Origin of the sequence: Pseudomonas sp. Irchel s3h17, from assembly GCF_900187505.1 — a bacterium.
Classification (GTDB): Bacteria; Pseudomonadota; Gammaproteobacteria; order Pseudomonadales; family Pseudomonadaceae; genus Aquipseudomonas.
Genome location: NZ_FYDL01000017.1, coordinates 89,922 through 113,820, shown reverse-complemented (window position 1 = coordinate 113,820; position 23,899 = coordinate 89,922). Strand labels below are relative to the sequence as shown.

The following is a 23,899-nucleotide window of genomic DNA, read 5'->3' as shown; positions in this document are numbered from 1 at the left end:
CAAGGCCTTTGGGAGTGACCATAGGATCGAAGGCAGCACGTTCGATCCCGGTCTCACTGTCAGGTATCAAGGCCGTCACCTTGTGGGTCATGTAGCCGGAGGTGATACGAGGTTGATAGGCAACCCAACGCTTGGAGCCTTTGCGGCGAAAGATCCAACGATGCTGCTCAAGCCAGGAGAACAATTTGGCCGGTGGGATGTGCAGTTGCTTCGCGGTGTCAGTGATACAGATCGCCCCGCCAGACGCAGCCAAGCGTTTGATGGCCGCAATTTTTGGCGCCTGATCGAGAATGACCAAGCGCAGTGATTGGTTGTCCTTGGCCTGATCGGCAGCAGCCTGTAATGCCTCGGCGTAAGTCGCTGGAATCTGGAACTGCCCTGCCTGGGCCTCTAGTTCCTGCCAGCGGTCAATGATCCGCGCGCGCAGCTCGACGCTGTAACCCGAGACCACCACCAGGGTGTCGCGCTGAGACAACAGGAACTCGCGATAGACCTGACCGTTTTGTGGGTGGACATAGGGGGTGTCGTTTGAAGAAACGACACCCTTCGCAACCAGCACCCGGACGGTTTTCAGACCGGCGAGCAGACAGGCCCGAAAGCCTGCCCACGACAGGAACAACCTGGACGGCTGCTCGATGGTGAAACGCCAGAACCGCGTGAATTATCCGGCAAGCAATGCGCCCCGCTCCTCCAGCGGCAATAGGACAGACAGCATCACTGCTGCACCTTGGCGACAGGGTGCATCGGGATGTAACCACCCTGAGGAAACACCATGTTCGGAATGAAAAAGCTCTTCGGTAAACAAGTCGGCAACGCTCAGGCCGAAATGAAGAAAGTCGTTAACCGCGACTTGATGCAGGCCATTGTCGGTGGCGGCTTACTGGTCGCCGCGGCTGATGGTGAGATTGAAGCCAGTGAGGTTTCCAAGCTGGACGAGCTGATTTGCTCCAACCCAAATTTGACGCACTTCGGCAGCGAGATCACCGAGACCATCAATCGCTTCACCGGTCAGTTGAACGCCAACTTCCAGGTAGGTCGGCTGGCGATCAAGCGCGAACTGGCCGACATCAAAAACGTTCCGGCCGACGCGGAGGAAGCCTTCGTTAACATTCTGGCCGTAGCTCAGGCCGACGGAGAGATCGAGGCCGCAGAGATGGTGGTGCTGAAAGAAATAGGCATGCACTTCGGTCTGCGCCTAGCTGACTACGGTATCGAGGCGTGAAGTACGCAACAAAGGTTCTGCTGATCCTGCTTGTACTGATCGTGGGCGGCATGCTGCTAAGCAGTCTCGCTTCACGGGCCACTTGCTCCTACTACGGCTTCCAGACTGACCGAGAGACCCGCTACGCCGCCTTTGTCGGCTGCATGGTCAAGGTTGACGGCGCGTGGTTCCCGCGCAATGAAATCCGCGTAATGCAATGACGTTTCACTGATGCCGCTTCTTGCAAGGCGGCATTGGGAAACCAACTAACGCAAGGAAATGGACAATGCTGATTTTGACTCGCAAAGAAGGCGAAAGCATCAACATAGGTAACGACATCACGATCACTGTGCTGGGTGTGAGTGGCAAACAGGTACGCATCGGAACAAGCGCACCCAAGGATGTCCCGGTGCATCGAGACGAGATCACGCAGCGTATTCAGGCGGGCTTGTCGAAGCCCCAATAACGAATCAACCATCGCCAAAACGACAGCCTGTCGCTAACTGCCCGAGCACCTGGTCCTCCCCAGCACCAGGCTGTATCGGAGTGTGATCTGTCTGCATGGCCTCAGTTCGGCGAGGCGTGAAGATGGGAGGGGAAGCCCAGTAATCCGGGCAGCCCAGACCGGACGGCAGATCACACCCCAATGCGGACGAACACCCGGCCCGGCGCCGGCCACCTGCATCGCTCAACCCAAACGGCAAGGAGGATTTGCGATGAAATAGCCCACTTAGAAGCCCGCCCAATGGCGGACCAGCGCTCACATAGGGAGGTCTGTGTGACGTACCACAAAAGCCCGGGATCCCTCGGGCTTTTTTATGTCTACCTTTATCCGTCATGCGCCCAATGGCAGCCAGCAGGCCGCCAGATTGCTAGCGAATACACGCAACCAACATTGAGGACTTTCCATGCATCCATCATTCCAAGAGCGCTTCGATGAACTCTGTGCGCTACTGCAAAAAACAAAAGCGGCGCAAACCGGACTCTTCGGGCGCACTGATCGGCAAGAGCCACCCAAACCTGTGCGCTTCCAAGTCAACGTGAAAGGCATCGGCCTGCTCCAGATCGTCGACCGGACAAGCGGCAAGGCCCACGCCTTCCGCCAGGACTACAAGGCCGCCCATGACTTGGCCATGCAGTACGAAGAAAAGGTCAACCGTCTTACCGGAGGTGCGCAGTGATCGACACTCCGATGGCCCAGCCGCATGACGCGATCATTCTCGCCGATCACTCATGAGACTAATCAAGAAACCGGTGCGCCAGCGCCTTCGCCAGTCGCAATTCAACCTTCCCCCAGAGGCCTGTTGGCCATCAACAACTGCGCCGATCTGGGCGATGCCGAAGACAGCACAGTTGAACGAGGTCGCCACCTGACACTACGGTTCTGCCCGCCAGCGCCTTCCCCTCTTATACGATGAGCGTCAGGCCTGACGACTAAACGCTTCTAAGCCCCCAAGCGTAACCATTACTTACCAACACCATGGCTCTAGTTTTAACCCCAGCGGACTTGAGAGGCTCATAAACCAATTGAGTAACATCATCTCGAATCTTCCCAGCAGTTGCGCCTTCAAACTTACCGCAGAAAACCATGTCAGGCAGGGGAAGTTTCTTATCTTTGTCACTCACGACATAAGTATCAAAACCCAATTCGCGAATAATGTTTCTTACCTCTTCCTTTTTAGGAAGATCCAGTTTATCCGCAGACAATATCAACGTGACAAGAGAAATCACAGAGTTTCCTCCTCAGTCGCGCTACCTGCACCATCGCCAGCTGTACCTTTCTGCTTCAGTGGACGGGTGGTTAAAGATTTAGAACCAAATGGGTTAAAGACGATCGCGAGAATAATACCAAAAATCCCTAGCGCTATACCGCCAACCCATTGAATTGTAGATATCTGAGAATCAACAACATCCTTGACAGCATATTTTCCTTGATCACTAATCAAGCTTTTATAATTCCCTTGCAGCTCTTTAAGCTCAAAAAAGGACGAAGGATCTTTGACCACAAAATCTTTCAACCCCTTAACCTCCTCATTCAACTGAACTAATGAGCGAATATCATCAACGTTCAATTTTCCACCCGCCACAGCCACTTCTATTTTTTTGAGGCGCGCATCAACAGACTCAGAAGTAAGTAAAGCCTGTCTTTTTTCCATCCTTCCAATCGCTTCTTCAATGCGAGGAATTCTCTGCAGGCCGTCCAATTGAGCCGACATAATTTCTTCTTTTTTAATTAAAATACCCTTAATCGGCGGTATTACAGAGAAAGCGCAGTAGAACAACAGGCCAATGACCATATTGATCCAAAGCAGCGTATAAGTTCTAGAAACCGAGACATCCCTACTTCCCGACCACCACTTACTCGCCTGGTTTTTTGCTACCGAGTCATCTGTTGCCATTTACAATCCCTGTTTTAATTGCTGGCTTCCATAATTTTCGTTCGATAGCAAACGACAACTTTCTGAAAGCAGAGCCTTCTTGTGAAAAATATTTGACAGAAAATTATGCCTATAAATAACCGGTCATGCAATATCGAAAAGATGATCAGCGCGCCGCGTGAGCGGCTGGGGGTTTTCGTCAGCACCTTATGGATAGTTATGAAGTCCACGACTTCGGCGAATAGTTGTTCCTGCTGTTGAACGTTGACAAGCCCGCCGCGCCCCCCCCCCTAGGGCAATCCGGTAGCGTGGGAGAGACAGCGCTGGGAGAAGCACTATGAGCACAAGGGTGACCATGCAGGCTGGAAATATTCAAGAGACACCGTGGCGCCGGCTGAGCTCGTGGAAAGCGTACTTAAAGCCCGGGACAGTGATGTTGGCAACACCTTCGACAATGGCGTGAATTGGGCAATCGACGAAACGATCAAGCTCAACACCAAATAACTCCTTCCCCTTCAAAGTCAGCCGCCATAGCGGCAAGGACGGCCTATGCCTTTTTTTGCCCTCGCCTACATCGCCTGGCTCATCTACACAGGGCAACGGCGATGACCGCCGCTGCAAGAGTTCTCGACCCCTGCAGCGCCAGCCGAATGATGTGGTTCGACAAGAAAGACCAGCGCGCCTTGTTCGGCGACATCCGTGATGAGCAGCACCTGCTCTGCGACGGACGGGTGCTGAAAGTGGAACCCGACGTCCTCATGGATTTTCGTCAGCTGCCCTTCGATACCGACACCTTTCGCCTCGTGGTGTTCGATCCACCGCATCTTACCCGCGCCGGCATCAACAGCTGGATGCGCGCTAAGTACGGAATGCTCACAGCCGACTGGCGCGAGGACATCCGCCAGGGCTTCGCTGAGTGCTTCCGGGTGCTGGAGCCCGAAGGCATATTGATCTTCAAGTGGAACGAAACACAGGTGCTGGTTAGCGAACTGCTCGCCCTCACTGATGAAAAGCCCCTGTTTGGCCACAAGTCCGGCAAGCGTGAAAAAACGCACTGGATCACGTTCATGAAACGGCAAAAGAGCTCGCCCCACCAGCCACCTCAGGAAGGGGGCTGAATGGCCAGCAACTGGTGAGGCGAGCGCATCAACAGTAGCTCACCCGCAAGACCTGCCTAACTCCCTTTATCAGATTTCGACAAACCACTACCAGCCTGCCGGTGAACGGCCGGCGAGGAATTCTCATGACCAAAGAAAACGTGTACGACGAACAAATCAACCCTCTGGTCCACAAGATCATCGCTATCTGCAGAGAGCATGAGATTGCCTTGCTGCTTTCTGCCCAGCTTGAGGACGAGGATGAGCGAGAGCTGTTCTGCACCACCATCCTGCCTGGCACGGATGAGGTGTCGTGCGAGAGGTTTGTCCAGGCGCTGAATCTCATCCGGCCGCCCAGCCACTCCGTAATGCACATGACCACCACCCATGCCGACGGCAGTAAGACGCTGACCGCCATCATCTGACCCCCCCCCTCCTTCTACCGCCACGCGTGGCATGGAGCATCAAATGAATACTGAAAAAAATGAAGACTTCATCGAGTACATCCGCCTGCCAGAAGTACGCCGCATCTCCGGGCTCAGCACGGCATCCATTTACCGTATGGCGACCAGCGGAAAATTCCCGCGTCAGGCCAAGATTGGTGACAAGGCAGTCGCCTGGATTCGTTCGGAAGTCACGCAATGGGCAGCCAGTCGTGCAGCTGCCCGCGAGCAGAATGGTTACCTCCCCTCTAGCTTGTCCAGATAATCGGCCCAGTCCTGCATCATCCCCCGTCGCTGCTCGACGTATTCCGCGTGGTTGTACGTCTTCCGTACTTTGCTCGAGCTCGCATGCGACAACTGCGCCTCGATCCAGTCCTCGTTGTAACCCATCTCGTTCAAGGCCGTTGAGATTGTGGCGCGGATACCGTGCCCGGTCAGTCTGCCTTCATACCCCATGCGCTTCAGGGCCATATTGACTGTACCGTCGCTGATCGGCTTGCCCGGGTCACTCCGACCCGGGATCAGCAGTTTGTAACGGCCAGTCATCTCATGGACCTGACGTACCTCTTCAGCCGCCTGCCGCGACAGTGGCACCAGATAGGCCGGCACCTTATCCCCCCCTTTTGCCCTGATCACCTTTTGTAGCTGCTTTACGCCTTCGGCCGGAATAGTCCAGAGCGCGTCATCGAGATTGAACTGACTCCAGGTTGCATTGCGCAGTTCACCGGTGCGCACCCCGGTCAGAAGCAGAATACGGATCGCGCTCTTCGTGTAGGCAGCCCCATTGAATTGACGAAGCGCCACAAGGAAGTCTTTCAGCTCTGCCTGTCGAAGCATCGGATTGTGCTTCTCCGGTGGCTCTTTGACCGCAACGATATCCAGGTCGGAGGCAGGATTGGTTTCAATGTAGTCGGAAGCGATGGCGAACCTGAAAATCTCGTTGAGCCATGAACGACACTTTCGTGCCACGTTCAGTGCACCGCGTGCCTCGACTCGACGCATGGCACTTAGTACATCAGCGCGTTTCACATCGGCCACCGGGATTTTGCCAAGCACCGGGATCAGATCCTTGTCCAGATACATGCGCGACTGAGTAGCGCCACCTTTTTTGGCAGTCAGCATGCGTGGCGCCTTGAAGGCGTACCATTCGTTGGCCACAACCTCGAAGGTCTTCACCGCGCCGGTAATGGCTGCACGCTTCTCTTCACGGCGCTGCGAACGAGGGTCAACTCCCTTTGCAATAAGAGCGCGGGCCTGGTCCCGGCGTTCGCGGGCTTCTTTCAGGGATATTTCGGGGTAGGTGCCCAGGGATATGCGCGGCTGCTGTCCATGCCATGAGAATCGGAAGTGCCACGCTTTCGAGCCTTTGACAGCTACAAATAAGGACAATCCAGCGGTATCGCTGACGCTGTAATCCTTCTCTTTGGGCTTTGCTTGCCTGACAGCTGTATCAGTGAGGGGCATTAGTACATAACCATGGCAGTCGAATTCAGATGTGCTGAGCAATGTACTAAAAAAATTGAGAAGACGTGCTAAATGATGGAGGGGAGCAATAACGAAAAAGCCCCGCCAGGCCAATGCCTGCGGGGCTTTTGAGAAGGTCTGGTATAACCTTGGAAGCGTAAATGGTGCCCGAAGCCGGAATCGAACCGGCACGCCCTTACGAGCGGGGGATTTTAAGTCCCATGCGTCTACCAGTTTCGCCATTCGGGCGGTAGCGCGGTGATGCGTTCACGACGATCTGCTGCAAACCCGTCGTTTTTGCCACTGTCGCGGCAGGGGGAGAAATATATACAGCCATCCCCTGCTAAGCAAGTTCGTCGAGGTTAATTTCAAGACAAAACCTTGCAACGCAATCGAAACAAAAAAGCTCTGTAGATCATGGATCTACAGAGCTTTCTACAGGGTCGGCCGAGGTCGCGAACGATCCAGCCATAACGCCCTTAGATTCATTAGGTTAGCACGCGCACTGTTGTCCAAGCCACTGATTTTTAAAGGCCTTCCCCCCTTGGCGTGCAAGGGTCGGGGTTGCCGAACGTGGCTCTTGCCCTCTTCCGGTCAAACCGGAGAAATGGTGGCGAGTGCACCAATCAGGATGGTTAACGCCAGAAATCCACCCAGAAACACGGCCATCTTCAACATGTGGTCTCCACCCTCTTCAGTCTGCGGTCGTGGCGTTATTGTGCGGCGCGGGCGGTGTTCGTTACAGCAGCAGAAAGCAACGAAAAATACGGATCAGAATCACCCCTTGAGCGAGCCGGGCAGGCGCCCTCCTGCCCCGGCCTGGCGCGGGGCATCCGGCGCCAGATCGGGGATCAGTGGGTACAGAAGCCTCCAGGCCGTGGGATTACGTGAGTTCGAAGCGATCGGGGTTCGTCACCTCACCCTTGACCGGAATGAGTGGTATCGGCCCTTCCCGCTAGCGGGGAAAAGGACAAAAATCCCCCTCGGATGCCTGCGAAAGCAGGGGTGATAGATCAATCAACATCATGACTAAAGTCATCACGTTGCTTGCCGAGGGCAGGCAAAATCCTACGCGACAGGAAAAGAAAATAGGCTTTTAGCCCGAGTCGCGACAATGCGAGACCGCCTGTTGATCGTACACCGGTAGATCAACCTCAACAGATGAGCCTATGAAAGACCCCATTCGCTACGCCGACTACATGCACATGATCGGAGCCGGTCGCCGCGAAATACCCATGCGTGAACTGGTATCCGCACCGGTTCGCGATGTCGATGGCCGCTGGCAGGCCGCGCCCCACAAAGCTGCGAAATTGCGCGGAGACGAGATCGCCGCCATCCTCAAGCCCTATATCAATGTCCGGCTGATGGCGCAGCTTCGCGCCGTGGTGCCGCTGGCCCTGTACCTGGTGTTGTTTCAGATCATCATCCTGCGCCAGTTGGTGGAGGACTCGCTGCTTGTCACGGGCGGCCTGTTCGCCGTGATCGTCGGCCTGATGCTGTTCATGGAAGGGCTGAAACTCGGCCTGATGCCATTCGGCGAAATCATCGGCAGCAACCTTCCGCGCAAGTTATCCCTGCCTGTGGTGTTGCTGGTTACCCTGCTGCTGGGCATCGGGGTGACGTTCGCCGAGCCCGCTATCGGCGCGCTGCGCGCCGCTGGGCAGAACGTTTCTGCGCAGCACGCGCCCTACCTCTGGGCGATACTCAATCAGTGGACCAGCGAACTGGTCCTGGTTGTAGGGGCCAGCGTCGGCCTGGCCGCTGTAGCCGGCACGCTCCGCTTCCTCTACGGCTGGAGCCTGAAGCCGTTGATCTATTTATCGCTGGCGCCCGTTCTGCTGCTGACGGTGTATATGAGCAGTGACCCTGAGCTGGCAAAGGTTATTGGCCTGGCCTGGGATGCTGGCGCGGTCACCACCGGGCCGGTCACTGTACCGCTGGTCCTGGCGCTAGGCATCGGCATCGCGGCTGCCGCAGGCAAGGGCGGTTCCGGGCTGTCCGGGTTCGGTATTGTCACCCTGGCCTCGCTGTTTCCCGTCATCGGGGTAATGGCACTGGGCCTGTACGTGGCGGCTATCTCCTCGCCGGCGGAAATCATCGCCGCGGCGCAGGCCGCTACCGACGCCGGACAACAGGCTGCGCACTGGCACAAGGTCAGCCCCGGACTGGAGATTGTTTCGGGGCTACGGGCCATCGTGCCTTTGGTGGTATTCCTACTAATCATACTGAAACTGCTGCTGCGCCAGAGCCTGCCGCGGCGCGGTGAGATCTTCCTCGGTATCGCCCTGACCGTGGTGGGCATGTGCGTGTTCAATCTCGGGCTGACCTACGGTCTGTCGAAGCTGGGAGGGAGTGCCGGTTCGCTGATTCCGACGGCCTTCATGCAGACTCCCGGCTCGGACGACTCCCCGCTCTACAGGTATCAGGTGGGGCTGGTGCTGGCCCTGGCCTTCGCCTGGGTGCTCGGGTACGGCGCGACCGTCGCCGAACCCGCGCTGAATGCGCTCGGAGTCACCGCAGAGACCCTGACCAACGGCTTTATCCGCAAGCGCAGCCTGATACGTGCGGTATCGATAGGCGTCGCCTGCGGTATTGCCGTGGGTGTGGCCAAGCTGGTGTTCGGCCTGCCACTGGTCTGGCTGGTGGTGCCGTCCTATCTATTCGCTGTGGTGCTGACGGTCTTTTCGACCGAAGAGTTTGTCAATGTGGCTTGGGACAGTGCGGGTGTCACCACGGGGCCAATCACCGTGCCGCTCGTTCTGGCCATGGGGCTGGGACTGGGCAATGCCACCAACGCAGTCGAGGGTTTCGGAATTCTGTGTATGGCATCCGTCGGCCCCGTGATCACCGTCATGCTCCTCGGACAGTGGGCGCGTTTCCAGTTGTGGAGACAGGCAAAGGCCGTCACGAAACAGCCTGCGAATCAATTATTGGGCACGGGAGAAGCGGGATGAAAGCTGAAGGAATTACCTACCTTACTGACGTTGCACTGATCACCTGCATTGTCCCCGTCGGGCGCGCAGACCTGGTGATCCGTGCGGCCCAGGGCATGGGCGCGCCAGGCGCCATTGTCTACCACGCCAACGGGCTTGGCCCCCGTGAGCGGCACGGCCTGCTCAGCATCGCCATCGATGCGGAGAAAGAAGTGGTCAGCCTGCTGGTCGCTGCCGACTACCAGGACGCGGTACTCGAGGCCATCTATCACGCGGCCAACCTGGATGTTCCCGGTGCAGGCATGATCTATGCGACACCGGTGGAAAAAGTGGCCACCTACATCCCCCGGGAAATGCTGGAACAGGGGAATGCCTCGTGAGCGTCGCGGTTGCAGGTATACCGGGCGGGGCTGCAAAACTCATTACCTGCGTGTTGCCCGACGATGGCACGGAGCGCAGGCTGTTGCTGCTGTTGCGAGAGGCGCATGGCATTACGCGCGCGGACAGCGTCAGTTGCCGCGGTGTAGCCGTACTGCAGGCCGCCAAGGCGCCCCGCAACGAAGTGCCGGAAGCGGTTCTCTCCCGTGTGGTCAACGTGGTGGTGGATGAAGCCCAGGCCGAAGCGGTGTTCGACTTCATCTGTGCAAACGCCGGGCTGACCGGGCCGGGCAGAGGTTTGGTGTACATGGTTGCGTTGAATTTCGCGACGCCACTGGTGATGCCTGCGGGCGTAACGCAAGAGCCCGGCGCGAAGGTAGAGGGCTTTTGAAAGCACTAGATTACGAAGCGTCCGCTGATAGATTGAGCCAATCTGTTGCGTCGACGCCCGCAAGTCCAATGCACCATTTGACGACACCTTTGCCGGCAAGCCGTTCTTAGAATCGAAGCGGTTATTTCGTATTCAATTTTGCCTACCGTCAAACTTCCAACTACAAATGATACGTGGGATGGAGAGTGTCCAAATACTGACAGTGATTGTCATGGGGCGGGCCATCCGATTGATGGCAAGAGCTTTCGGGATGGTCAGGCACATGACTCAACGCAAGTATCGCTCCGACATTGATGGGCTGCGGGCGGTGGCGGTGATAGCGGTACTTCTGCATCACCTCGACACCCGCCTGCTACCCGGAGGGTTTGTTGGCGTTGACATCTTCTTTGTCATCTCTGGCTTTTTGATCACCTCCCAGGTTTTTTCCGAGGTCAAGCGCAACGCTTTCTCGCTGAAGGGTTTTTATCAGCGACGCATCAATCGCATTGTTCCTGCACTGGTAACGGTACTGCTGGCAACCGTGTTCGTTGGGGCTTTTATCCTATCTCCGGTCGACCTGATCCGGCTCAACGTTAGCGCCCTGCTCTCTCTGTTGGGCGTTTCGAACATCTATATCTGGGTCAAGTACGGCAACTACTTCGCCGCCGACGCCGGTGAAGCCCCCCTGCTGCATACGTGGTCACTGGGTATTGAAGAACAGTTCTACGTTATCTGGCCGCTGTTCATCGTGTTGCTCTATCGCTTGGCGCCGCGTTACGTGCTGCCGGTATTGGCCATTGGCGTGGTAGTCGCGGTTGGCGTTTCAGAATATGCGACCGGCGTCTTTGCGACAGCCGCCTACTATCTACTGCCTACACGTTTTTTCGAGTTGATGCTGGGTGGGCTGCTGGGGATCTACCTGCATCAACCGCGCATCATCGGGAAGCTGACGGCCCATGGCATTGCCATGGTGGGCTACCTGCTGATCGGTTTTTCTCTGTTTGCCTTGAACCCCAACTCGACCTTCCCCGGGATCAACGCCCTAATCCCGGCCCTGGGAGCAGCACTGTTGATCCTGGCCGGCAGCGGCGACATGCGCTCGCGCTTGCTCACCTGCCGGCCCATGGTGTTTATCGGCTTGATCTCCTACTCGCTGTATTTGTGGCATTGGCCGCTGATTGCCTATCTGAATTATCTGGAAATCCCTATCGATTTGCCTGTCGGGGCGATGCTGAGCGCGACTTCGATCATCCTCTCGTGGCTCTCCTGGCGTTATGTCGAGGTGCCCTTTCGGCGCAACGGGGCGACGTTGCACTTTTCCCGGATCTTCGCCCGTCGATTCGCCGTCCCGGCATTGGGACTGGCCGCATTGGCGGTGTTGAGCCTGCAATTCAACGGGTTCCCGCAACGTTTTAGCCCTGAAGTTTCGCTACTTGAAGCGATGACCCAGAAAAAGCCGAGCGAGATTCGTAGCGGATGCCACGTCACCAATGCGCTGTATGGCACCGAACCTAATGACGCGTGTCGTCTGGGGGTCAAAAAAGAACAGTTGGACGGCATCATGATCGGTGATTCGTTTGCCAACCACTTCACCGGCATGGTCGACATACTGGCCAAACCAGACAACCTCTCGATCATGGATTACACCATGGACTCGTGCCCGCCGATCATCGGCTACACCGTCGACATGTCCGAGGTCTATGCCGCCCATTGTGCAAAGCGCAACGAACGGGTGTTCAGCTTGATCGAGCAGAAAAAATTCCACTACGTGGTACTGGCGGCGGTTTGGCCCACAGACGCGATTGCCAAAGACATCGTCGAAGCGAGTATCAAGCGGGTGGTGGAGCATAGCGACGAGGTCATTGTGATCTTGAGGAATCAGAGCATCGCAAAGGCCGCAAGCTGCCCGATTCGCCGCTTGATGTTCGGTATCGACCGCAATTGCTCGGTGCCTCAAAGTACCCTGGCGCCCTATTGGGCGGACGTGCGGGCGAAGTTCCCGAAGGTGCACTTTATCAATCCCAATGACGTGATATGCCCGGCAGGCGTGTGCAGCCCAATCATTCAGGGCCAGTTGCTGTACCTGGATGATTCGCACTTGAATGAAGTGGGCTCGCGTTTTATCGGCCGCACGTTACTCGATCGAGGCTACTCACTGCTGCGCAAACCGGTGGCTACCCCACGTACTGCCGAGGCGAAGTTTGATGCCAGCGCTCACCGATAACCCCCCTGAAAAAAGTACTCGTATCAAAACCACCCTCCCAACGTCGTCGGCTCCCAGTTCAAGATCACCAATTCTCCGCCGACCTCTGCCTTGCCCTGTCGCTGGTTGGTCGTGGGCCATGAAGACTGGACAACGATAGCCAGAATTCATGGCCGCTGGATGCCTTCTGCAGATGTTGGAGCCGGCAACCGCGCCGAGGCGCTGTTTGCCGGAACTGCCAACGTTACGACAACCTCTGCGCTATACCCCGCTATTCAAGTCGAATCGATCAAGGTTCATCACTTTGCTCCAGGCCGCGACAAAGTCACGCACGAACATCGGCTGGGCGTCGCTGCTGGCATAGACTTCGGCGAGTGCCCGGAGTTGGGAGTTGGAGCCGAAGACCAGGTCGACCACCGTGCCCGTCCACTTGAGCGTGCCCGTGGCCCGGTCGCGCCCCTCCAGTACGCCTTCAGCGGTGGCGGATTTCGCCCACTGGGTGTTCATGTCGAGCAGGTTCACAAAGAAATCATTGCTCAGTGTTCCCGGCTGTTGGGTGAACACACCGTGGTGGGACTGCCCGAAGTTGGCGTTGAGCGCACGCAGGCCGCCAATGAGCACCGTCATCTCGGGTGCGGTAAGCGTCAGCAACTGTGCCTTGTCCACCAGCACCTCGGCGGCACAGTCCTCCAGTCCCTTGCTGGCGTAGTTGCGGAAACCATCTGCAATCGGCTCCAGGACAGCGAACGAGTCCACGTCGGTCTGGTCCTGCAACGCGTCCATGCGCCCTGGCGAGAACGGTACCTTCACGTCGTGACCGGCTTTTTTCGCGGCGGCCTCGATGGCGGCGCAACCGCCCAGCACGATCAGGTCGGCGAGCGACACCTTCTTGCCGCCGGACTGCGCGTTGTTGAAGTCGTTCTGGACCGCCTCCAGTTGCCCCAGGACTTTGACCAGCTCAGCCGGTTCGTTGACCGCCCAGTCCTTCTGCGGCGCCAGGCGAATACGTGCGCCATTGGCACCACCGCGCTTGTCGCTGCCGCGGAACGTGACCGCGGACGCCCAGGCCGTGGTGACCAACCGGGGTGCGGACAAGCCGCAAGAAAGAAGCCTGGCCTTGAGGGCGGCGATGTCCTGCTCGTCGATCAAGGGGTGGTCCACGGCGGGAATCGGGTCTTGCCACAGCAACTGCTCGGCCGGCACCAGCGAGCCAAGGTAGCGGGCAATCGGCCCCATGTCGCGGTGGGTGAGTTTGTACCAGGCCCGCGCGAAGGCGTCCGCCAACTGATCCGGGTGGTCGTGGAAACGCCGGGCAATCTTTTCGTAGGCTGGGTCGAACCGCAACGACAGATCGGTGGTCAGCATCGACGGTGCGTGTCGTTTCGAGGGGTCGTGGGCGTCCGGTACGGTACCGTCACCGGCGCCATTCTTGGGCTTCCACTGGTGCGCCCCGGCCGGGCTCTGGGTCAGTTCCCATTCGTAGCCGAACAGGTTGGACAGGAAATTGTTGCTCCACGACGTTGGGGTGCTGGTCCAGGTGACTTCCAGGCCGCTGGTGATCGCATCTCCCGCGATCCCGGTACCAAAGGCGCTCTTCCAGCCCAGGCCTTGCTGCGCGATGTCGGCCGCCTCCGGGTCGGGCCCCACCAGTTGGGCATCGCCAGCACCGTGGGTTTTACCGAAGCTGTGGCCGCCGGCGATCAGCGCAACCGTTTCCTCGTCGTTCATGGCCATGCGGGCGAAGGTTTCACGGATATCCCGCGCTGCCGCAATCGGGTCCGGGTTAGCGTTCGGGCCTTGCGGGTTGACGTAGATCAGCCCCATCTGCACGGCCCCCAGGGGGTTTTCCAGGTCCCGGTCGCCGGTGTAGCGGTTGTCGCCCAGCCAGGTGGTCTCGGACCCCCAATAGATGTCGTCTTCCGGCTCCCAGATGTCCGCGCGCCCGCCAGCAAAGCCGAAGGTCTTGAAGCCCATCGACTCCAGTGCAACGTTACCGGTCAGGATCATCAGGTCGGCCCAGGAGAGGTTGCGGCCGTATTTTTGCTTGATCGGCCACAGCAGCCTGCGTGCCTTGTCGAGGTTGGCGTTGTCTGGCCAGCTGTTGAGCGGGGCAAACCGTTGGTTGCCGGTCCCGCCGCCGCCGCGACCATCCGCGATGCGGTACGTGCCGGCACTGTGCCAGGCCATACGGATGAACAAGGGGCCGTAGTGCCCGAAGTCCGCTGGCCACCAGTCCTGCGAATCGGTCATCAAGGCATGCAGGTCCTTGATCACGGCATCCAGATCCAGTTGCTTGAAGGCCTCGGCGTAATTGAATTCCTCCCCCATGGGGTCGGACTTGGAAGAGTGCTGGTGCAGGATGCTCAGTTTCAGTTGATCTGGCCACCAGTCGGCATTCGACGGGGCTTGTGCTACCACATGTTTACGAGCGTCACCCGCGAACGGGCACTTCGATTCGGTTGACATGGCTAACTCCAACTGTTGTTTTCAGACTAATCCACTGTGCAGTGTGGAACGCGGTTCCCACCCCATCCAATAGGTTTTGGGAATGGTATTGATAGCCTCTATGGATGTGCCCCCTTGTCGCCGCTGGGTCATCGCCCATGAAGGACCTGCGCAGACCACCAGGCTCGGCTCAAGGCATTCACAAACCTTTCGCCCATGATCCACAATCAGACGTTTACAGAACCACAAGTGTGGACCCGTCCATGGATCTCGCCACCCTCACCCTCTTTCTCCCCGCCTGCTTCGCCCTGAACATGGCGCCCGGGCCCAACAACCTGCTGTCGGTCAGCAATGCAACCCGCTACGGCTATCGCACCTCCTGCCTGGCCGGTGTCGGGCGTTTGCTGGCGTTGGCCCGGCAGGAGTTTCTGGTGGCGGCGGACAAGCCTGCCAATGCCCAATATACATCTAGGTGACAGGCAACTATCGGCCAAGAGCAGGCCTTACTCGTGCCTATAACCGAGGTTCCATTCACTGAGGTGGTCGTACCCGAAAAATGAATCGCATGCACCCACGCCCGCTCAACCGGCCTATGTACGCGGCGCGTGACGCCCCTGTTTGGGACGGTTCTGACGTAACAAAGTACCAGAATGCCGTACGCAGTTCAGTTCACACCGTCCCGAGAAACTCGCCTAACCAGCCTGCGGATGTAACGAATTAATTCACGGATATTTACCTATAGAGCAGATCCTTATACGATGAGCCGCATCGACTGCTCTCAATCAGGCCTGAGTAAAACATGATTATTCAGCGCATAACAAAACGACTTGATAAATTACGCTTTATAATCAACAAAAACTTCGCACGGACAAATAAGCAAAACCGGACACAGATTCAATTATCTCTACATCTACACACAATAATATTGAGTGCCTGAACGATGAACAACACTAGCGTTCCGACTGAAAACTCTAAAACCTTCAGCATAGCCATAGTAAATTACAAGACACCAGAAATCACCAAGATATGTTTAGATTTATTGCGCCAGCACGTGGACATCAACAACACTCCAATATGGGTAGTTGACAACTATTCCGCCGATGAAAGCACTAAATACTTGCGTACGCTTGACTGGATCAATTTAATCGAGCGTTCTGTTTCTGAACCAGAGCCGGGGCACATCGCGCATGGCAAAGCACTTGACCTGGTTTTAGAGCGAATTGACACTGATTATTTATTCCTGATGCACACAGACACATTTGTTTTCGATAAGAATGTTTTCCAGATGATGCTGAATAAATGCATTAAAAACCAAAAAGTCGTAGCCGTCGGTTGTGTAGAGCAAATAAATCGCGGCACCGTCAGAACGCTTTGGCGCTTTAGCTCACGGCTATTCAAACATCATTTCAGACGCCTGAAAATCTCCGTTGGACTACGCTCCAGAGAACCAAAACCGTACAGAGAAATCTACCTGAAGAGCTTCTGTACATTGTGGAACTGCAAACTTATCAAACAGCACGGCATGCATTTTTCAATGGATGATCGCGTTCCTGGCTATACCCTCCAAGACCGCATGACCGAGTTTGGCTATGTCATTGAAATGTTATCACCGCGTAAAATCTTCAGTTACCTGGATCATATCCAGTCCGGCACTGTCGCAGCGGCTGGCGGCTATGAAAAGACTCATAGACGAACCAAAATGTACAACGACATCCTTAAGCGTCTGAACAAGGTCGACAGCAAAAATTAAGCGACGAAAACACACAGCGAGCAGTGCGTTCGACTCTATTTGAAGTCACCCACAGGTCTTTATATTAAGTTATTGGAGCGGCAATGGCACCCATCACTCAAGTACTACCTATCACTCTGTCCCCGGAGCTTGATTTCGACCAGAACGCCGCCAACGCTTTTGGTTGCTCATTGGCCAGTCACTATATTCAGGCTACGCCATTTCCGCACATCGTCATCGACAACTTCTTAAACGAAGACCTGATTGCGAGTATCTGCTCACACTTCCCAGTCGAGCCAACCAACAACGAAATGCTCTACGAGCGCGGCTATAAAGGTCAACGAAAACGTCAAATTAGCCCGAACGAATGCGCCCCGCATTTGAAGACTGTTTTCAACGCCTTCAACTCGGCGCCCATGCTGCAGTTTCTTGAAAAGCTCACAGGCATCGAGGGTTTGATACCCGACCCCTACTTTTCCGGTGGCGGGCTGCATGAAACGAAAAGTGGTGGTTTCCTGGGGGTGCACTCAGACTTCAGGCTCAACAAAAAGCTTAATGTCGAGCGCAGACTGAATGTCATCATTTATCTGAATCCAGACTGGCAAGAGGAATACGGCGGCAACCTGGAACTTTGGGATGTCGACATGAAGACCTGCCTTAAAAAAGTCCTGCCCATTTACAATCGCTGCGTCATTTTCAACACAGACAAAGACAGCAATCATGGGCACCCAGAGCCTTTAACGACTCCAGAGCACATCACGCGCAGGTCTATAGCGCTTTATTACTACACTGCAGGAACCATGGCGATCGATCCCGCACAACGAAACAAAACCCACTACAAGCCAAGGCCCAAAGATCGTTTAAGCCTCAAGTACTACATGAGCAAACTCATCAAGAAGAAAAACTAAACCATATAGCCAGGCGATCGAGCTCGTGCATTTCAAGCGTTAGCTTGCACATCCGGATGCGCCCCCACGCTCGGTCGCAGCTCTAAAATAGTTTTTTGATCTCTTCACCCTTTCCAGAGTCGCGGCACTACCGACTGTCGGTTTTGGGTTGTGGATTCAACCGATCGATGCAACACCTCGTTCAGCCCAGGCACCCCCAAGGCGATCCTGATTTTCACCGGCTTCCTGCCGCGGTTTCAGGAGTGGATTGCCATCGCGGCGTACGCCTACATGGGCCTGCACATGCGTCGATGGTTTGCCCGGCCCCAGGGCAAGGAGATGTTCAATCGCTGCTGCGCCGGATTGTTGTCCGCGGCGACCGTACTGTTGATGGCGCGCCGCGCCTGAGGCGAACCAGAAAAATGACTGAAGCCTTTGCAAGGATTGCGTTGGGGCCCCTTCTGCTGATTCAGGGCCTGTACACCCGCTGGATTACTCCAAAGTTGCCGGAAGCCGAGGGCGAGCGCCAGGGCGTGGCCGGTCGTGGCGTGGCGCTGCGCCTGTTGATTCTGGGCGACTCCGCAGCCGCTGGTGTCGGCGCAGCGACCCAGGACGAAGCCATCACCGGGAAACTGGTCGCACGGCTGGCCAACGACTATCGGATTACCTGGACACTCTGGGCGCAATCGGGCCTGGATTCCCGGGCGCTGTTGAACGTGCTCGAACGCAATTCGCCGGAACCCTTTGATGTGGTGCTGCTGTGCGTAGGCGTGAACGATGTCACCAGCCGCATCACCGCTGATCAATGGCTGGCTCAACAGGACCGCTTGATGGAGTTGTTGAGCGGCAAATACGCCGTGAAGCAGATTGTGGTGTCCCCGCTGCCGCCCATGCACCTGTTCCCGGCGCTGCCGCAACCGCTACGCTGGTACCTGGGCAGCCGGGCCAGTCGTTTCAACCACCGGCTGGCCGGCCTGGCCGAGCGCAAGGACCACTGCACATTACTGACCATCAGCCTGGCCCCGGTGGCCGGCCTGATGGCGGCGGACGGGTTCCATCCGGGCCCGGCGATCTACAGCCTTTGGGCAGACCATGCGGCCCGGGCAATCCAGCAACGTTTCCAGCCCAACAAAAACACAGGAAGTTGACTATGTCCGCGCTGAAACTGCATCCCAACGCCGCAGCATCGCTGCAACAGTGGCACGCCATGCTCCGCAGCCATGACTTGCGGGCGCTGCCCGACTTGCTGGCCCCTCAAGCAGTGTTCCGCTCGCCAATGGCCCACTCGCCTTACCCGGGGGCGCCCGCGGTATCGATGATCCTCAATACGGTGATCGACGTACTTGAGGAATTTACCTATTACCGTGAGCTGGCGACCGCCGACGGACTGAACGTTGTCCTCGAATTCAGCGCCAAGGTCGGCGACAAGACGCTCAAAGGCATCGACATGATCCGCTTCGACGAACAGGGAAAAATCGTCGAGTTTGAAGTGATGGTCCGTCCCATGAGCGGTTTGCAGGCGCTGGCCGAAGAAATGGGACGCCGCCTGGGCGCCTACCTGGCCGCCAGCAAGGCCTGATGGCGCAGCCACGACGAATGTGGCCGCAAGACTCCGGGTGCGGCACTCTGGACGCAGGGCTAATCTGTCCAGGGTGTGCCCCACTGCTTATCCGGATCCGCCATGCCCTATGACCACGCCAGCCAGTTCCTGTCCGCCCTCGACGCTGACTGGGCGCGCCTGGTCGCCACCGTTGGCCCTTGCCTGCACGAGCCCAAGCCGACTCGCGATCCGTATGAAGCGCTGGTGCGGGCTATCGCCTATCAACAACTGCATGTGCGCGCCGGCGATGCGATTGTCGGCCGGTTGCTCGCGTTGTTCCCCGACCAGTCATTTCCCAGTGCCGAACAACTGGCGGCCAGTGAAGTTGCCCTGCTGCGCGGTTGCGGCTTTTCGGCCAGTAAGGTCGCGACCATCCAGGGGATCGCCCAAGCGACCCTGAATGGCGTGGTGCCCGACTACGCGACCGCACTGGCCCTGGACGACGAAACCCTGATCGAGCGCCTGACCCCGCTGCGTGGCATTGGTCGCTGGACCGTGGAGATGCTGCTGATCTACACCCTCGAACGCCCGGACATCCTGCCCGCCGACGACTTCGGGGTACGGGATGGCTATCGACGTCTCAAAGGCCTGGCGACCACGCCGAGCCGCAAGCAGATGATCGACCTTGGCCAATCCTTGCGCCCTTACCGCACAGTGGCGTCGTGGTACCTGTGGCGAGTGCCGAAGGCATGAAAACCTACAGCTTGCTGAACGCCCGCCGCGAGACGGTGCCAAGCACGGAACCGGGGCTGCTGGGTGGCCATCGTCGCTCAAGGATCTATGGCCGCCTGGATTGCCCCGGCGCCTTGCGCGCCATCGCACGAGGCGGCTACGTCAAGCATCGGGTGTTCTTTGCCGACGAAGCCACCGCCCGCGCCGCCGGTTACCGCCCGTGCGCGGTGTGCATGCCCCAGGCGTATGCACAGTGGAAAGAAGCGGCTGGGCGTTCAGGTTAAACAGCCTGAAACACTTAATCCCCTGACCGCCCGCAGGCACGCCCCGGCACCCTGATGCGCTCTATCGTTGGCCTGCAGCCCAGCCGCCCGGCCAGTGCCAGGCGCGTTCCGTGCCCCAACCCGCCTGGCCGGGCGATCCCACAGCCAATATCCCGGTCATTCCTGGCATCACTTGGTACCATTGCGCACACTTATGTGAAGAATTCGTGTCTGGAAGTATTTTTTGTGAATCTTTTTCGCCATTGGTTACAGCACCCCCACGCCAGCCTCAGTGCCCTCATCACCCTGGTGCTGATCGTCCCCCTGTGCCTGCGCACCGCACTGGGCTGGTTCAATCCACTCGGCTACCTGTCCGACCTCGCCATCGGCAGCCTGCTGGTGGTGCTCCTGCATCGCCGTGCCTGGTGGCTGGCGCTCCCGGTGTTGCTGGTCTGGGGCCTGATGTCCGTGGCCACCGCCGAACTGGTCAGCGCCGTCGGGCGACTGCCCAATGCCGGCGATCTCAACTACCTGATCGATCCGCAGTTCGTGGAAAAGTCCACCAGTGGCAGTTTCGCCCAACCCTGGCTGGCCGCGGCCCTCGGGCTCGGTCTGCTGGCTTGGCTGATCACCCAGTGGGCCGGCCGCTCGACGCCCCGGCCAGCGCTACCGCGAAAGGCCTGGGCAGTACCATTGCTGCTGTTGCTCGGGCACTGGGGCGCACAGAACCTGGCACCGTCCGATGCCGATCAATGGCGCCTGTTCAACCTGCCCCACCAGTTGCTGGCCGCCGGCGTCGGCGAGGTGCAGATGCGCACGGAAGAATGGCTTGAGGGCGACGTGGTCGAGACGGCTCCGCAGATGGCCGGGCTCACCCAACTGGACTTGAACGGGCAGAAGATCCTTGCCGAACCCGGCCGCGCGCGCAACGTCTTGATCATCGCGCTGGAAGGCATTCCCGGTGCCTATATCCAAGCCAACCGCCAGGCCCTGCACAGCAGCTATCAAGAAAACCTCATGCCCAACCTCAGCCGCTGGGCCGAGCGCGGCATGAACACGCCGGACTACGTGCTGCACAGCCACCAGACCATCCGTGGCCTGTACGCCATGCTCTGTGGCGATTACGACAAGCTGGACAACGGCACGCCCAAGGGCGTCGAGATGCTGACCCAGAGCGAGCGTAACCAGGCATGCCTGCCGGCCCAGCTACGCAAGCACGGCTTTGCCACCCACTACCTCCAGGGTGCCGGCCTGCGCTTCATGGCCAAAGACAAGATCATGCCGCACATCGGCTTCGACACCACCCTGGGCCTGGACTGGTTCACCAATGCGTCGTACCTGGACTTCCCCTGGGGCAAGGATGACAAGGCCTTCTTCGAAGGGGCGCTGGACTATGTCGGCCAGCTCAAGACGCAGCAGCAACCCTGGATGCTCACCCTGCTGACCGTCGGCACACACCAGCCCTACTCGGCGCCCGAAGACTACCTGCAGCGCTACGACACGCCCAAGCAGGCGGCCGTTGCCTATCTGGACGATGCCTTGGGCAACTTCCTCAGTGGCCTGGAGCAACAAGGCATTCTGCAGGACACCCTGGTGATGATCACCTCCGACGAGTCCCACGGCATTGACGGCGTGCGCCTGGCCTCCTCCTGGGGCTTCAACCTGACCCTGGCACCCGAGCAGGCGCAACTGCCCCGCATCCATCCCGGGGTCTACGGCCATGTCGACCTGAGCACCTCGGTCCTCGACTACTTCGCCCTGCCGGTACCGCCGAGCCTGAGCGGTCGTTCGCTGTTTCGAGACTATGAAACCGGTCGCGAGATCATGTCGTACACCAACGGCAACCTGCGCTATCACGATGGCCAGGGCACGTTCACCGAGTGCGACTTCCAGCAGCGTTGCCGCTATTACGCCAGCGAGGGCTTCATTGCCGATCGCGCGGTGTATGGCGGGCAATATGGCGGCCAGCGGGCACGGCAAATCACCGCCCGGGCCGAGGCCCTGGATCGCACCCTGCTGCGCACGCCCCTGAACCAGCACTACCAGTTCGGCAGCCCGGCGATCATCCCGCTGCAGGCGCAAATCAAGGACGACTGGGCGGACAACCTGATCGGCGCGCAATACCTGGAAATGCCCAAGGGCTCACAGACCCGCGTGCGCCTGACCGTGCGCGCAGTCGACCCGCAGCAGACGGCGTACATCCTGCTCAAGGCCAAGGAACTGGAACAGGATGTGCCACTGGGCTTGCCGGAAGAAATGATGGTCACCGCCGACCAGCCGCTGGAGATGGATTTCAGCTTCGATAACCCGGAGTCGCGCAAGGCGTTCTCCTTCCACCTGCTGGGCTATGGGCTGGGCGCGGTCGAGGTCAGTGACTTCACGGTGATCACCGAAGAGCCGGGGCAAGCACAACCGCAGGATGAGGCGGTGGACGAAGAAATCGCCCACTCCAGCTAGCGCGCCGACCCGCTCAGGAACGCCCTTCGTCCACTGCCTTGTCGGTGGCGACGGGCGGCTCGATGCCCCAGTCGCCATGCAGGTACCAATCGTCGCCGATCATCTCGGCCGGATGCATCGTCCGGTCGGCACCATTGCCGCACGCCAGGGCACTGGCGGCACAGTAGCGGTCGCACCCCCAGCAAATACGCTCAGGATGTTTGGGACTGATGGGAAAGGTCTTGGCCATGTCGATCCCCGGATGATCGATGGGTAGGCGTCCAACCTACCGTGCCGGGACGACAATGCCCTTGATGCAGGTCAATTCCGGCATCCCTGCTTGCATGACACGCCTGGACAGGCGCACCGGCGTCCCCGGTTGATCGCTGCGAAAATTGACCATAATCATTATTATTCTCAGTAATGCTTCCTAGACTTGGGCTCCTACTCGTCAGCCCCCAGGAAGCCATCATGCGTACTCCCCTCTCGCTGTCACTCGCCCTGCTGCTGTTTGCGCCACTGGTACACGCCAAGGAATACCCGATCGGAGAGCCCCAGTTGTGCCCGGGCCTGGAGGTCGGCGCGGTGTACTTGCAACCGATCGAGATGGCGCCTGCGGGCATGATGCGCGCCACGGCCGACTCCGACATCCACCTGGAAGCCGATGTCCGCGCCACGGCGGACAATCGCCAGGGCTTTCAGGAAGGCAGTTTCGTGCCCTACCTGAACGTTGCCTTCAGCCTGCAGAAATCCGGCAGCGAGCCACCGGTCAAAGGGATTTTTCACGCCATGGTCGCCAACGACGGCCCTCATTACGGCGACAACGTGAAGCTGCAGGGTCCCGGCAAATACCAGCTGACCTTCACCCTCCTGCCGCCCGGCGGCCATGGCTCCCTGGGCCGCCATACCGACAAGGAAACCGGTGTCGAACCCTGGTTCGAACAGTGCGAGCTGCGCTACGAGTTCATCTATGCCGGGATCGGCAAAAAAGGCGGCTACTAAAATGCCCCCCCTGCCACCCGAGCCACCGGCACCGGGACGCCTGGCCCCGGTTCACCGACGCCTCGCCTGGCTGATACTGGCCTGGGCGGTCATACCCCAGATGGCCCACGCCCAATTGCCCAGCTTCGAGCTGAGCCTGCGCGACGGCCATTTCACCCCCGCCCTGCTGGAAGTCCCGGCCGGGCAGCGCTTCAAGATCATCCTGAAGAACGTCGGCGAGGGGCCGGCGGAATTCGAAAGCACCCCGTTGCGGGTCGAGAAGGTGCTGTCACCAGGGGTCACGACCTTCGTCGTGATTCACCCCCTGCGGCCCGGCCACTACCCGTTCTTCGACGAGCTCAACCCGCAGTTGCCCGAGGGCGCCATCCTCGCGAAATAACCGGCTCAACCACGCAATG

General features: G+C 58.2%; 27 protein-coding genes, 1 tRNA gene and 3 pseudogenes. 22 read left to right on the top strand and 9 right to left on the bottom strand.

Features of this window, described 5'->3' with window-relative positions:
* A partial coding sequence (locus CKW25_RS22160; protein WP_095082560.1) for a phage antirepressor KilAC domain-containing protein occupies positions 1-619 on the bottom strand: 619 nt, incomplete at its 3' end.
* Between the two features lie 153 nt (positions 620-772).
* Here CKW25_RS22160 and CKW25_RS22155 point away from each other — a divergent pair.
* The 4 genes from CKW25_RS22155 (at position 773) to CKW25_RS22140 (ending at position 2,382) form a co-directional block, all read left to right on the top strand.
* A complete protein-coding gene (locus tag CKW25_RS22155) occupies positions 773-1,222 on the top strand; it encodes a tellurite resistance TerB family protein (protein ID WP_095082558.1) in 450 nt (149 codons plus the stop codon).
* The gene (locus CKW25_RS22150; protein ID WP_095082556.1) at positions 1,219-1,422 is read left to right on the top strand and encodes a hypothetical protein; all 204 of its coding nucleotides are present in this window, start codon (positions 1,219-1,221) and stop codon (positions 1,420-1,422) included. The genes CKW25_RS22155 and CKW25_RS22150 overlap by 4 nt, the downstream gene beginning before the upstream one ends.
* Positions 1,423-1,487: 65 nt before the next feature.
* The gene (gene csrA / locus CKW25_RS22145) at positions 1,488-1,667 is read left to right on the top strand and encodes a carbon storage regulator CsrA (RefSeq protein WP_095082554.1); all 180 of its coding nucleotides are present in this window, start codon (positions 1,488-1,490) and stop codon (positions 1,665-1,667) included.
* A 442-nt stretch (positions 1,668-2,109) separates the two neighbouring features.
* Positions 2,110-2,382 carry a hypothetical protein gene (locus CKW25_RS22140; protein ID WP_095082553.1) on the top strand — a complete coding sequence of 91 codons (273 nt, stop codon included), beginning with the start codon at positions 2,110-2,112 and terminating at the stop codon, positions 2,380-2,382.
* A gap of 253 nt (positions 2,383-2,635) precedes the next feature.
* Here CKW25_RS22140 and CKW25_RS22135 read toward each other — a convergent pair whose 3' ends face one another.
* Both CKW25_RS22135 and CKW25_RS22130 read right to left on the bottom strand, forming a co-directional pair.
* Positions 2,636-2,932, bottom strand: coding sequence for a hypothetical protein (locus tag CKW25_RS22135; protein ID WP_095082551.1), 297 nt, complete (start codon positions 2,930-2,932; stop codon positions 2,636-2,638).
* On the bottom strand, positions 2,929-3,600 hold the full coding sequence (locus CKW25_RS22130) for a hypothetical protein (RefSeq protein WP_095082549.1): 672 nt from the start codon (positions 3,598-3,600) through the stop codon (positions 2,929-2,931). Before CKW25_RS22130 ends, CKW25_RS22135 begins: the two co-directional genes overlap by 4 nt.
* 584 nt (positions 3,601-4,184) lie before the next feature.
* Between CKW25_RS22130 and CKW25_RS22125 the strand changes: the two genes are divergently transcribed.
* From CKW25_RS22125 to CKW25_RS22115, 3 genes are all read left to right on the top strand, one after another.
* Positions 4,185-4,697: a class I SAM-dependent methyltransferase gene (locus tag CKW25_RS22125; protein ID WP_095082547.1), complete on the top strand. Its 513-nt coding sequence runs from the start codon at positions 4,185-4,187 to the stop codon at positions 4,695-4,697.
* Between the two features lie 125 nt (positions 4,698-4,822).
* On the top strand, positions 4,823-5,101 hold the full coding sequence (locus CKW25_RS22120; protein ID WP_095082545.1) for a hypothetical protein: 279 nt from the start codon (positions 4,823-4,825) through the stop codon (positions 5,099-5,101).
* Between the two features lie 43 nt (positions 5,102-5,144).
* On the top strand, positions 5,145-5,384 hold the full coding sequence (locus tag CKW25_RS22115) for an AlpA family transcriptional regulator (RefSeq protein WP_095082543.1): 240 nt from the start codon (positions 5,145-5,147) through the stop codon (positions 5,382-5,384).
* On the opposite strand, the gene CKW25_RS22110 is transcribed toward CKW25_RS22115, so the two are convergent.
* The gene (locus CKW25_RS22110; RefSeq protein ID WP_095082541.1) at positions 5,357-6,583 is read right to left on the bottom strand and encodes an integrase arm-type DNA-binding domain-containing protein; all 1,227 of its coding nucleotides are present in this window, start codon (positions 6,581-6,583) and stop codon (positions 5,357-5,359) included. The genes CKW25_RS22115 and CKW25_RS22110 overlap by 28 nt on opposite strands.
* 162 nt (positions 6,584-6,745) lie before the next feature.
* Positions 6,746-6,832, bottom strand: a tRNA-Leu gene (locus tag CKW25_RS22105).
* Between the two features lie 920 nt (positions 6,833-7,752).
* Here CKW25_RS22105 and CKW25_RS22100 point away from each other — a divergent pair.
* The 4 genes from CKW25_RS22100 (at position 7,753) to CKW25_RS22085 (ending at position 12,488) form a co-directional block, all read left to right on the top strand.
* Positions 7,753-9,537 carry a DUF1538 domain-containing protein gene (locus CKW25_RS22100; RefSeq protein ID WP_095082539.1) on the top strand — a complete coding sequence of 595 codons (1,785 nt, stop codon included), beginning with the start codon at positions 7,753-7,755 and terminating at the stop codon, positions 9,535-9,537.
* A complete protein-coding gene (locus CKW25_RS22095; protein WP_095082537.1) occupies positions 9,534-9,896 on the top strand; it encodes a P-II family nitrogen regulator in 363 nt (120 codons plus the stop codon). The genes CKW25_RS22100 and CKW25_RS22095 overlap by 4 nt, the downstream gene beginning before the upstream one ends.
* Positions 9,893-10,285, top strand: coding sequence for a hypothetical protein (locus CKW25_RS22090; protein WP_095082535.1), 393 nt, complete (start codon positions 9,893-9,895; stop codon positions 10,283-10,285). The genes CKW25_RS22095 and CKW25_RS22090 overlap by 4 nt, the downstream gene beginning before the upstream one ends.
* Positions 10,286-10,547: 262 nt before the next feature.
* Positions 10,548-12,488, top strand: a complete 1,941-nt coding sequence (locus CKW25_RS22085) for an acyltransferase family protein (RefSeq protein ID WP_095082570.1) — start codon at positions 10,548-10,550, stop codon at positions 12,486-12,488.
* A 23-nt stretch (positions 12,489-12,511) separates the two neighbouring features.
* On the opposite strand, the pseudogene CKW25_RS27150 reads toward CKW25_RS22085, so the two are convergent.
* Positions 12,512-12,607: pseudogene (locus tag CKW25_RS27150) on the bottom strand (DNA adenine methylase); the annotation flags it as partial.
* A 121-nt stretch (positions 12,608-12,728) separates the two neighbouring features.
* Positions 12,729-14,933 carry a catalase/peroxidase HPI gene (katG, locus tag CKW25_RS22075; protein WP_095082533.1) on the bottom strand — a complete coding sequence of 735 codons (2,205 nt, stop codon included), beginning with the start codon at positions 14,931-14,933 and terminating at the stop codon, positions 12,729-12,731.
* 242 nt (positions 14,934-15,175) lie between these two features.
* On the opposite strand from katG, the pseudogene CKW25_RS22070 reads away from it, so the two are divergent.
* From CKW25_RS22070 to CKW25_RS22030, 9 genes and pseudogenes are all read left to right on the top strand, one after another.
* Positions 15,176-15,352: pseudogene (locus CKW25_RS22070) on the top strand (LysE family translocator); the annotation flags it as partial.
* A gap of 500 nt (positions 15,353-15,852) precedes the next feature.
* On the top strand, positions 15,853-16,662 hold the full coding sequence (locus CKW25_RS22065; protein ID WP_095082531.1) for a glycosyltransferase family 2 protein: 810 nt from the start codon (positions 15,853-15,855) through the stop codon (positions 16,660-16,662).
* 83 nt (positions 16,663-16,745) lie between these two features.
* Complete coding sequence (locus CKW25_RS22060; protein WP_095082530.1) at positions 16,746-17,549, top strand: 2OG-Fe(II) oxygenase; 804 nt, start codon at positions 16,746-16,748, stop codon at positions 17,547-17,549.
* A 189-nt stretch (positions 17,550-17,738) separates the two neighbouring features.
* A pseudogene (locus CKW25_RS22055) lies at positions 17,739-17,936 on the top strand (LysE family translocator); the annotation flags it as partial.
* A 14-nt stretch (positions 17,937-17,950) separates the two neighbouring features.
* The gene (locus tag CKW25_RS22050; protein ID WP_095082529.1) at positions 17,951-18,676 is read left to right on the top strand and encodes an SGNH/GDSL hydrolase family protein; all 726 of its coding nucleotides are present in this window, start codon (positions 17,951-17,953) and stop codon (positions 18,674-18,676) included.
* Positions 18,677-18,678: 2 nt separating this feature from the next.
* A complete protein-coding gene (locus tag CKW25_RS22045; protein WP_095082527.1) occupies positions 18,679-19,107 on the top strand; it encodes a nuclear transport factor 2 family protein in 429 nt (142 codons plus the stop codon).
* Positions 19,108-19,209: 102 nt separating this feature from the next.
* Positions 19,210-19,821, top strand: a complete 612-nt coding sequence (locus CKW25_RS22040) for a DNA-3-methyladenine glycosylase (RefSeq protein ID WP_095082525.1) — start codon at positions 19,210-19,212, stop codon at positions 19,819-19,821.
* Positions 19,818-20,084 (top strand): Ada metal-binding domain-containing protein, encoded by a 267-nt coding sequence (locus CKW25_RS22035; protein ID WP_095082523.1) that lies wholly within the window; start codon positions 19,818-19,820, stop codon positions 20,082-20,084. The genes CKW25_RS22040 and CKW25_RS22035 overlap by 4 nt, the downstream gene beginning before the upstream one ends.
* Before the next feature lie 225 nt (positions 20,085-20,309).
* The gene (locus CKW25_RS22030; protein ID WP_095082521.1) at positions 20,310-22,520 is read left to right on the top strand and encodes an LTA synthase family protein; all 2,211 of its coding nucleotides are present in this window, start codon (positions 20,310-20,312) and stop codon (positions 22,518-22,520) included.
* Positions 22,521-22,533: 13 nt separating this feature from the next.
* On the opposite strand, the gene CKW25_RS22025 is transcribed toward CKW25_RS22030, so the two are convergent.
* On the bottom strand, positions 22,534-22,749 hold the full coding sequence (locus CKW25_RS22025; protein WP_095082519.1) for a DUF3079 domain-containing protein: 216 nt from the start codon (positions 22,747-22,749) through the stop codon (positions 22,534-22,536).
* A 36-nt stretch (positions 22,750-22,785) separates the two neighbouring features.
* A complete protein-coding gene (locus CKW25_RS27145; RefSeq protein WP_256578006.1) occupies positions 22,786-22,908 on the bottom strand; it encodes a hypothetical protein in 123 nt (40 codons plus the stop codon).
* A 62-nt stretch (positions 22,909-22,970) separates the two neighbouring features.
* Between CKW25_RS27145 and CKW25_RS22020 the strand changes: the two genes are divergently transcribed.
* Together CKW25_RS22020 and CKW25_RS22015 are read left to right on the top strand one after the other, a co-directional pair.
* Positions 22,971-23,501, top strand: coding sequence for an iron transporter (locus CKW25_RS22020; protein ID WP_095082517.1), 531 nt, complete (start codon positions 22,971-22,973; stop codon positions 23,499-23,501).
* A 1-nt stretch (position 23,502) separates the two neighbouring features.
* Positions 23,503-23,880: a cupredoxin domain-containing protein gene (locus tag CKW25_RS22015; protein ID WP_095082515.1), complete on the top strand. Its 378-nt coding sequence runs from the start codon at positions 23,503-23,505 to the stop codon at positions 23,878-23,880.
* Positions 23,881-23,899 lie beyond the last annotated feature (19 nt).

What these genes read in the sequence shown, in the direction of transcription:
- CKW25_RS22155 (WP_095082558.1), top strand. Translation starts at nt 773, where the DNA reads ATGTTCGGAATGAAAAAGCTCTTCGGTAAACAAGTCGGCAACGCTCAG.
- csrA (WP_095082554.1), top strand. Translation starts at nt 1,488, where the DNA reads ATGCTGATTTTGACTCGCAAAGAAGGCGAAAGCATCAACATAGGTAAC.
- CKW25_RS22140 (WP_095082553.1), top strand. Translation starts at nt 2,110, where the DNA reads ATGCATCCATCATTCCAAGAGCGCTTCGATGAACTCTGTGCGCTACTG.
- CKW25_RS22130 (WP_095082549.1), bottom strand. Translation starts at nt 3,600, where the DNA reads ATGGCAACAGATGACTCGGTAGCAAAAAACCAGGCGAGTAAGTGGTGG.
- CKW25_RS22125 (WP_095082547.1), top strand. Translation starts at nt 4,185, where the DNA reads ATGACCGCCGCTGCAAGAGTTCTCGACCCCTGCAGCGCCAGCCGAATG.
- CKW25_RS22120 (WP_095082545.1), top strand. Translation starts at nt 4,823, where the DNA reads ATGACCAAAGAAAACGTGTACGACGAACAAATCAACCCTCTGGTCCAC.
- CKW25_RS22115 (WP_095082543.1), top strand. Translation starts at nt 5,145, where the DNA reads ATGAATACTGAAAAAAATGAAGACTTCATCGAGTACATCCGCCTGCCA.
- CKW25_RS22110 (WP_095082541.1), bottom strand. Translation starts at nt 6,583, where the DNA reads ATGCCCCTCACTGATACAGCTGTCAGGCAAGCAAAGCCCAAAGAGAAG.
- CKW25_RS22100 (WP_095082539.1), top strand. Translation starts at nt 7,753, where the DNA reads ATGAAAGACCCCATTCGCTACGCCGACTACATGCACATGATCGGAGCC.
- CKW25_RS22095 (WP_095082537.1), top strand. Translation starts at nt 9,534, where the DNA reads ATGAAAGCTGAAGGAATTACCTACCTTACTGACGTTGCACTGATCACC.
- CKW25_RS22085 (WP_095082570.1), top strand. Translation starts at nt 10,548, where the DNA reads ATGACTCAACGCAAGTATCGCTCCGACATTGATGGGCTGCGGGCGGTG.
- katG (WP_095082533.1), bottom strand. Translation starts at nt 14,933, where the DNA reads ATGTCAACCGAATCGAAGTGCCCGTTCGCGGGTGACGCTCGTAAACAT.
- CKW25_RS22065 (WP_095082531.1), top strand. Translation starts at nt 15,853, where the DNA reads ATGAACAACACTAGCGTTCCGACTGAAAACTCTAAAACCTTCAGCATA.
- CKW25_RS22060 (WP_095082530.1), top strand. Translation starts at nt 16,746, where the DNA reads ATGGCACCCATCACTCAAGTACTACCTATCACTCTGTCCCCGGAGCTT.
- CKW25_RS22050 (WP_095082529.1), top strand. Translation starts at nt 17,951, where the DNA reads ATGACTGAAGCCTTTGCAAGGATTGCGTTGGGGCCCCTTCTGCTGATT.
- CKW25_RS22045 (WP_095082527.1), top strand. Translation starts at nt 18,679, where the DNA reads ATGTCCGCGCTGAAACTGCATCCCAACGCCGCAGCATCGCTGCAACAG.
- CKW25_RS22040 (WP_095082525.1), top strand. Translation starts at nt 19,210, where the DNA reads ATGCCCTATGACCACGCCAGCCAGTTCCTGTCCGCCCTCGACGCTGAC.
- CKW25_RS22035 (WP_095082523.1), top strand. Translation starts at nt 19,818, where the DNA reads ATGAAAACCTACAGCTTGCTGAACGCCCGCCGCGAGACGGTGCCAAGC.
- CKW25_RS22025 (WP_095082519.1), bottom strand. Translation starts at nt 22,749, where the DNA reads ATGGCCAAGACCTTTCCCATCAGTCCCAAACATCCTGAGCGTATTTGC.
- CKW25_RS27145 (WP_256578006.1), bottom strand. Translation starts at nt 22,908, where the DNA reads ATGATTATGGTCAATTTTCGCAGCGATCAACCGGGGACGCCGGTGCGC.
- CKW25_RS22020 (WP_095082517.1), top strand. Translation starts at nt 22,971, where the DNA reads ATGCGTACTCCCCTCTCGCTGTCACTCGCCCTGCTGCTGTTTGCGCCA.
- CKW25_RS22015 (WP_095082515.1), top strand. Translation starts at nt 23,503, where the DNA reads ATGCCCCCCCTGCCACCCGAGCCACCGGCACCGGGACGCCTGGCCCCG.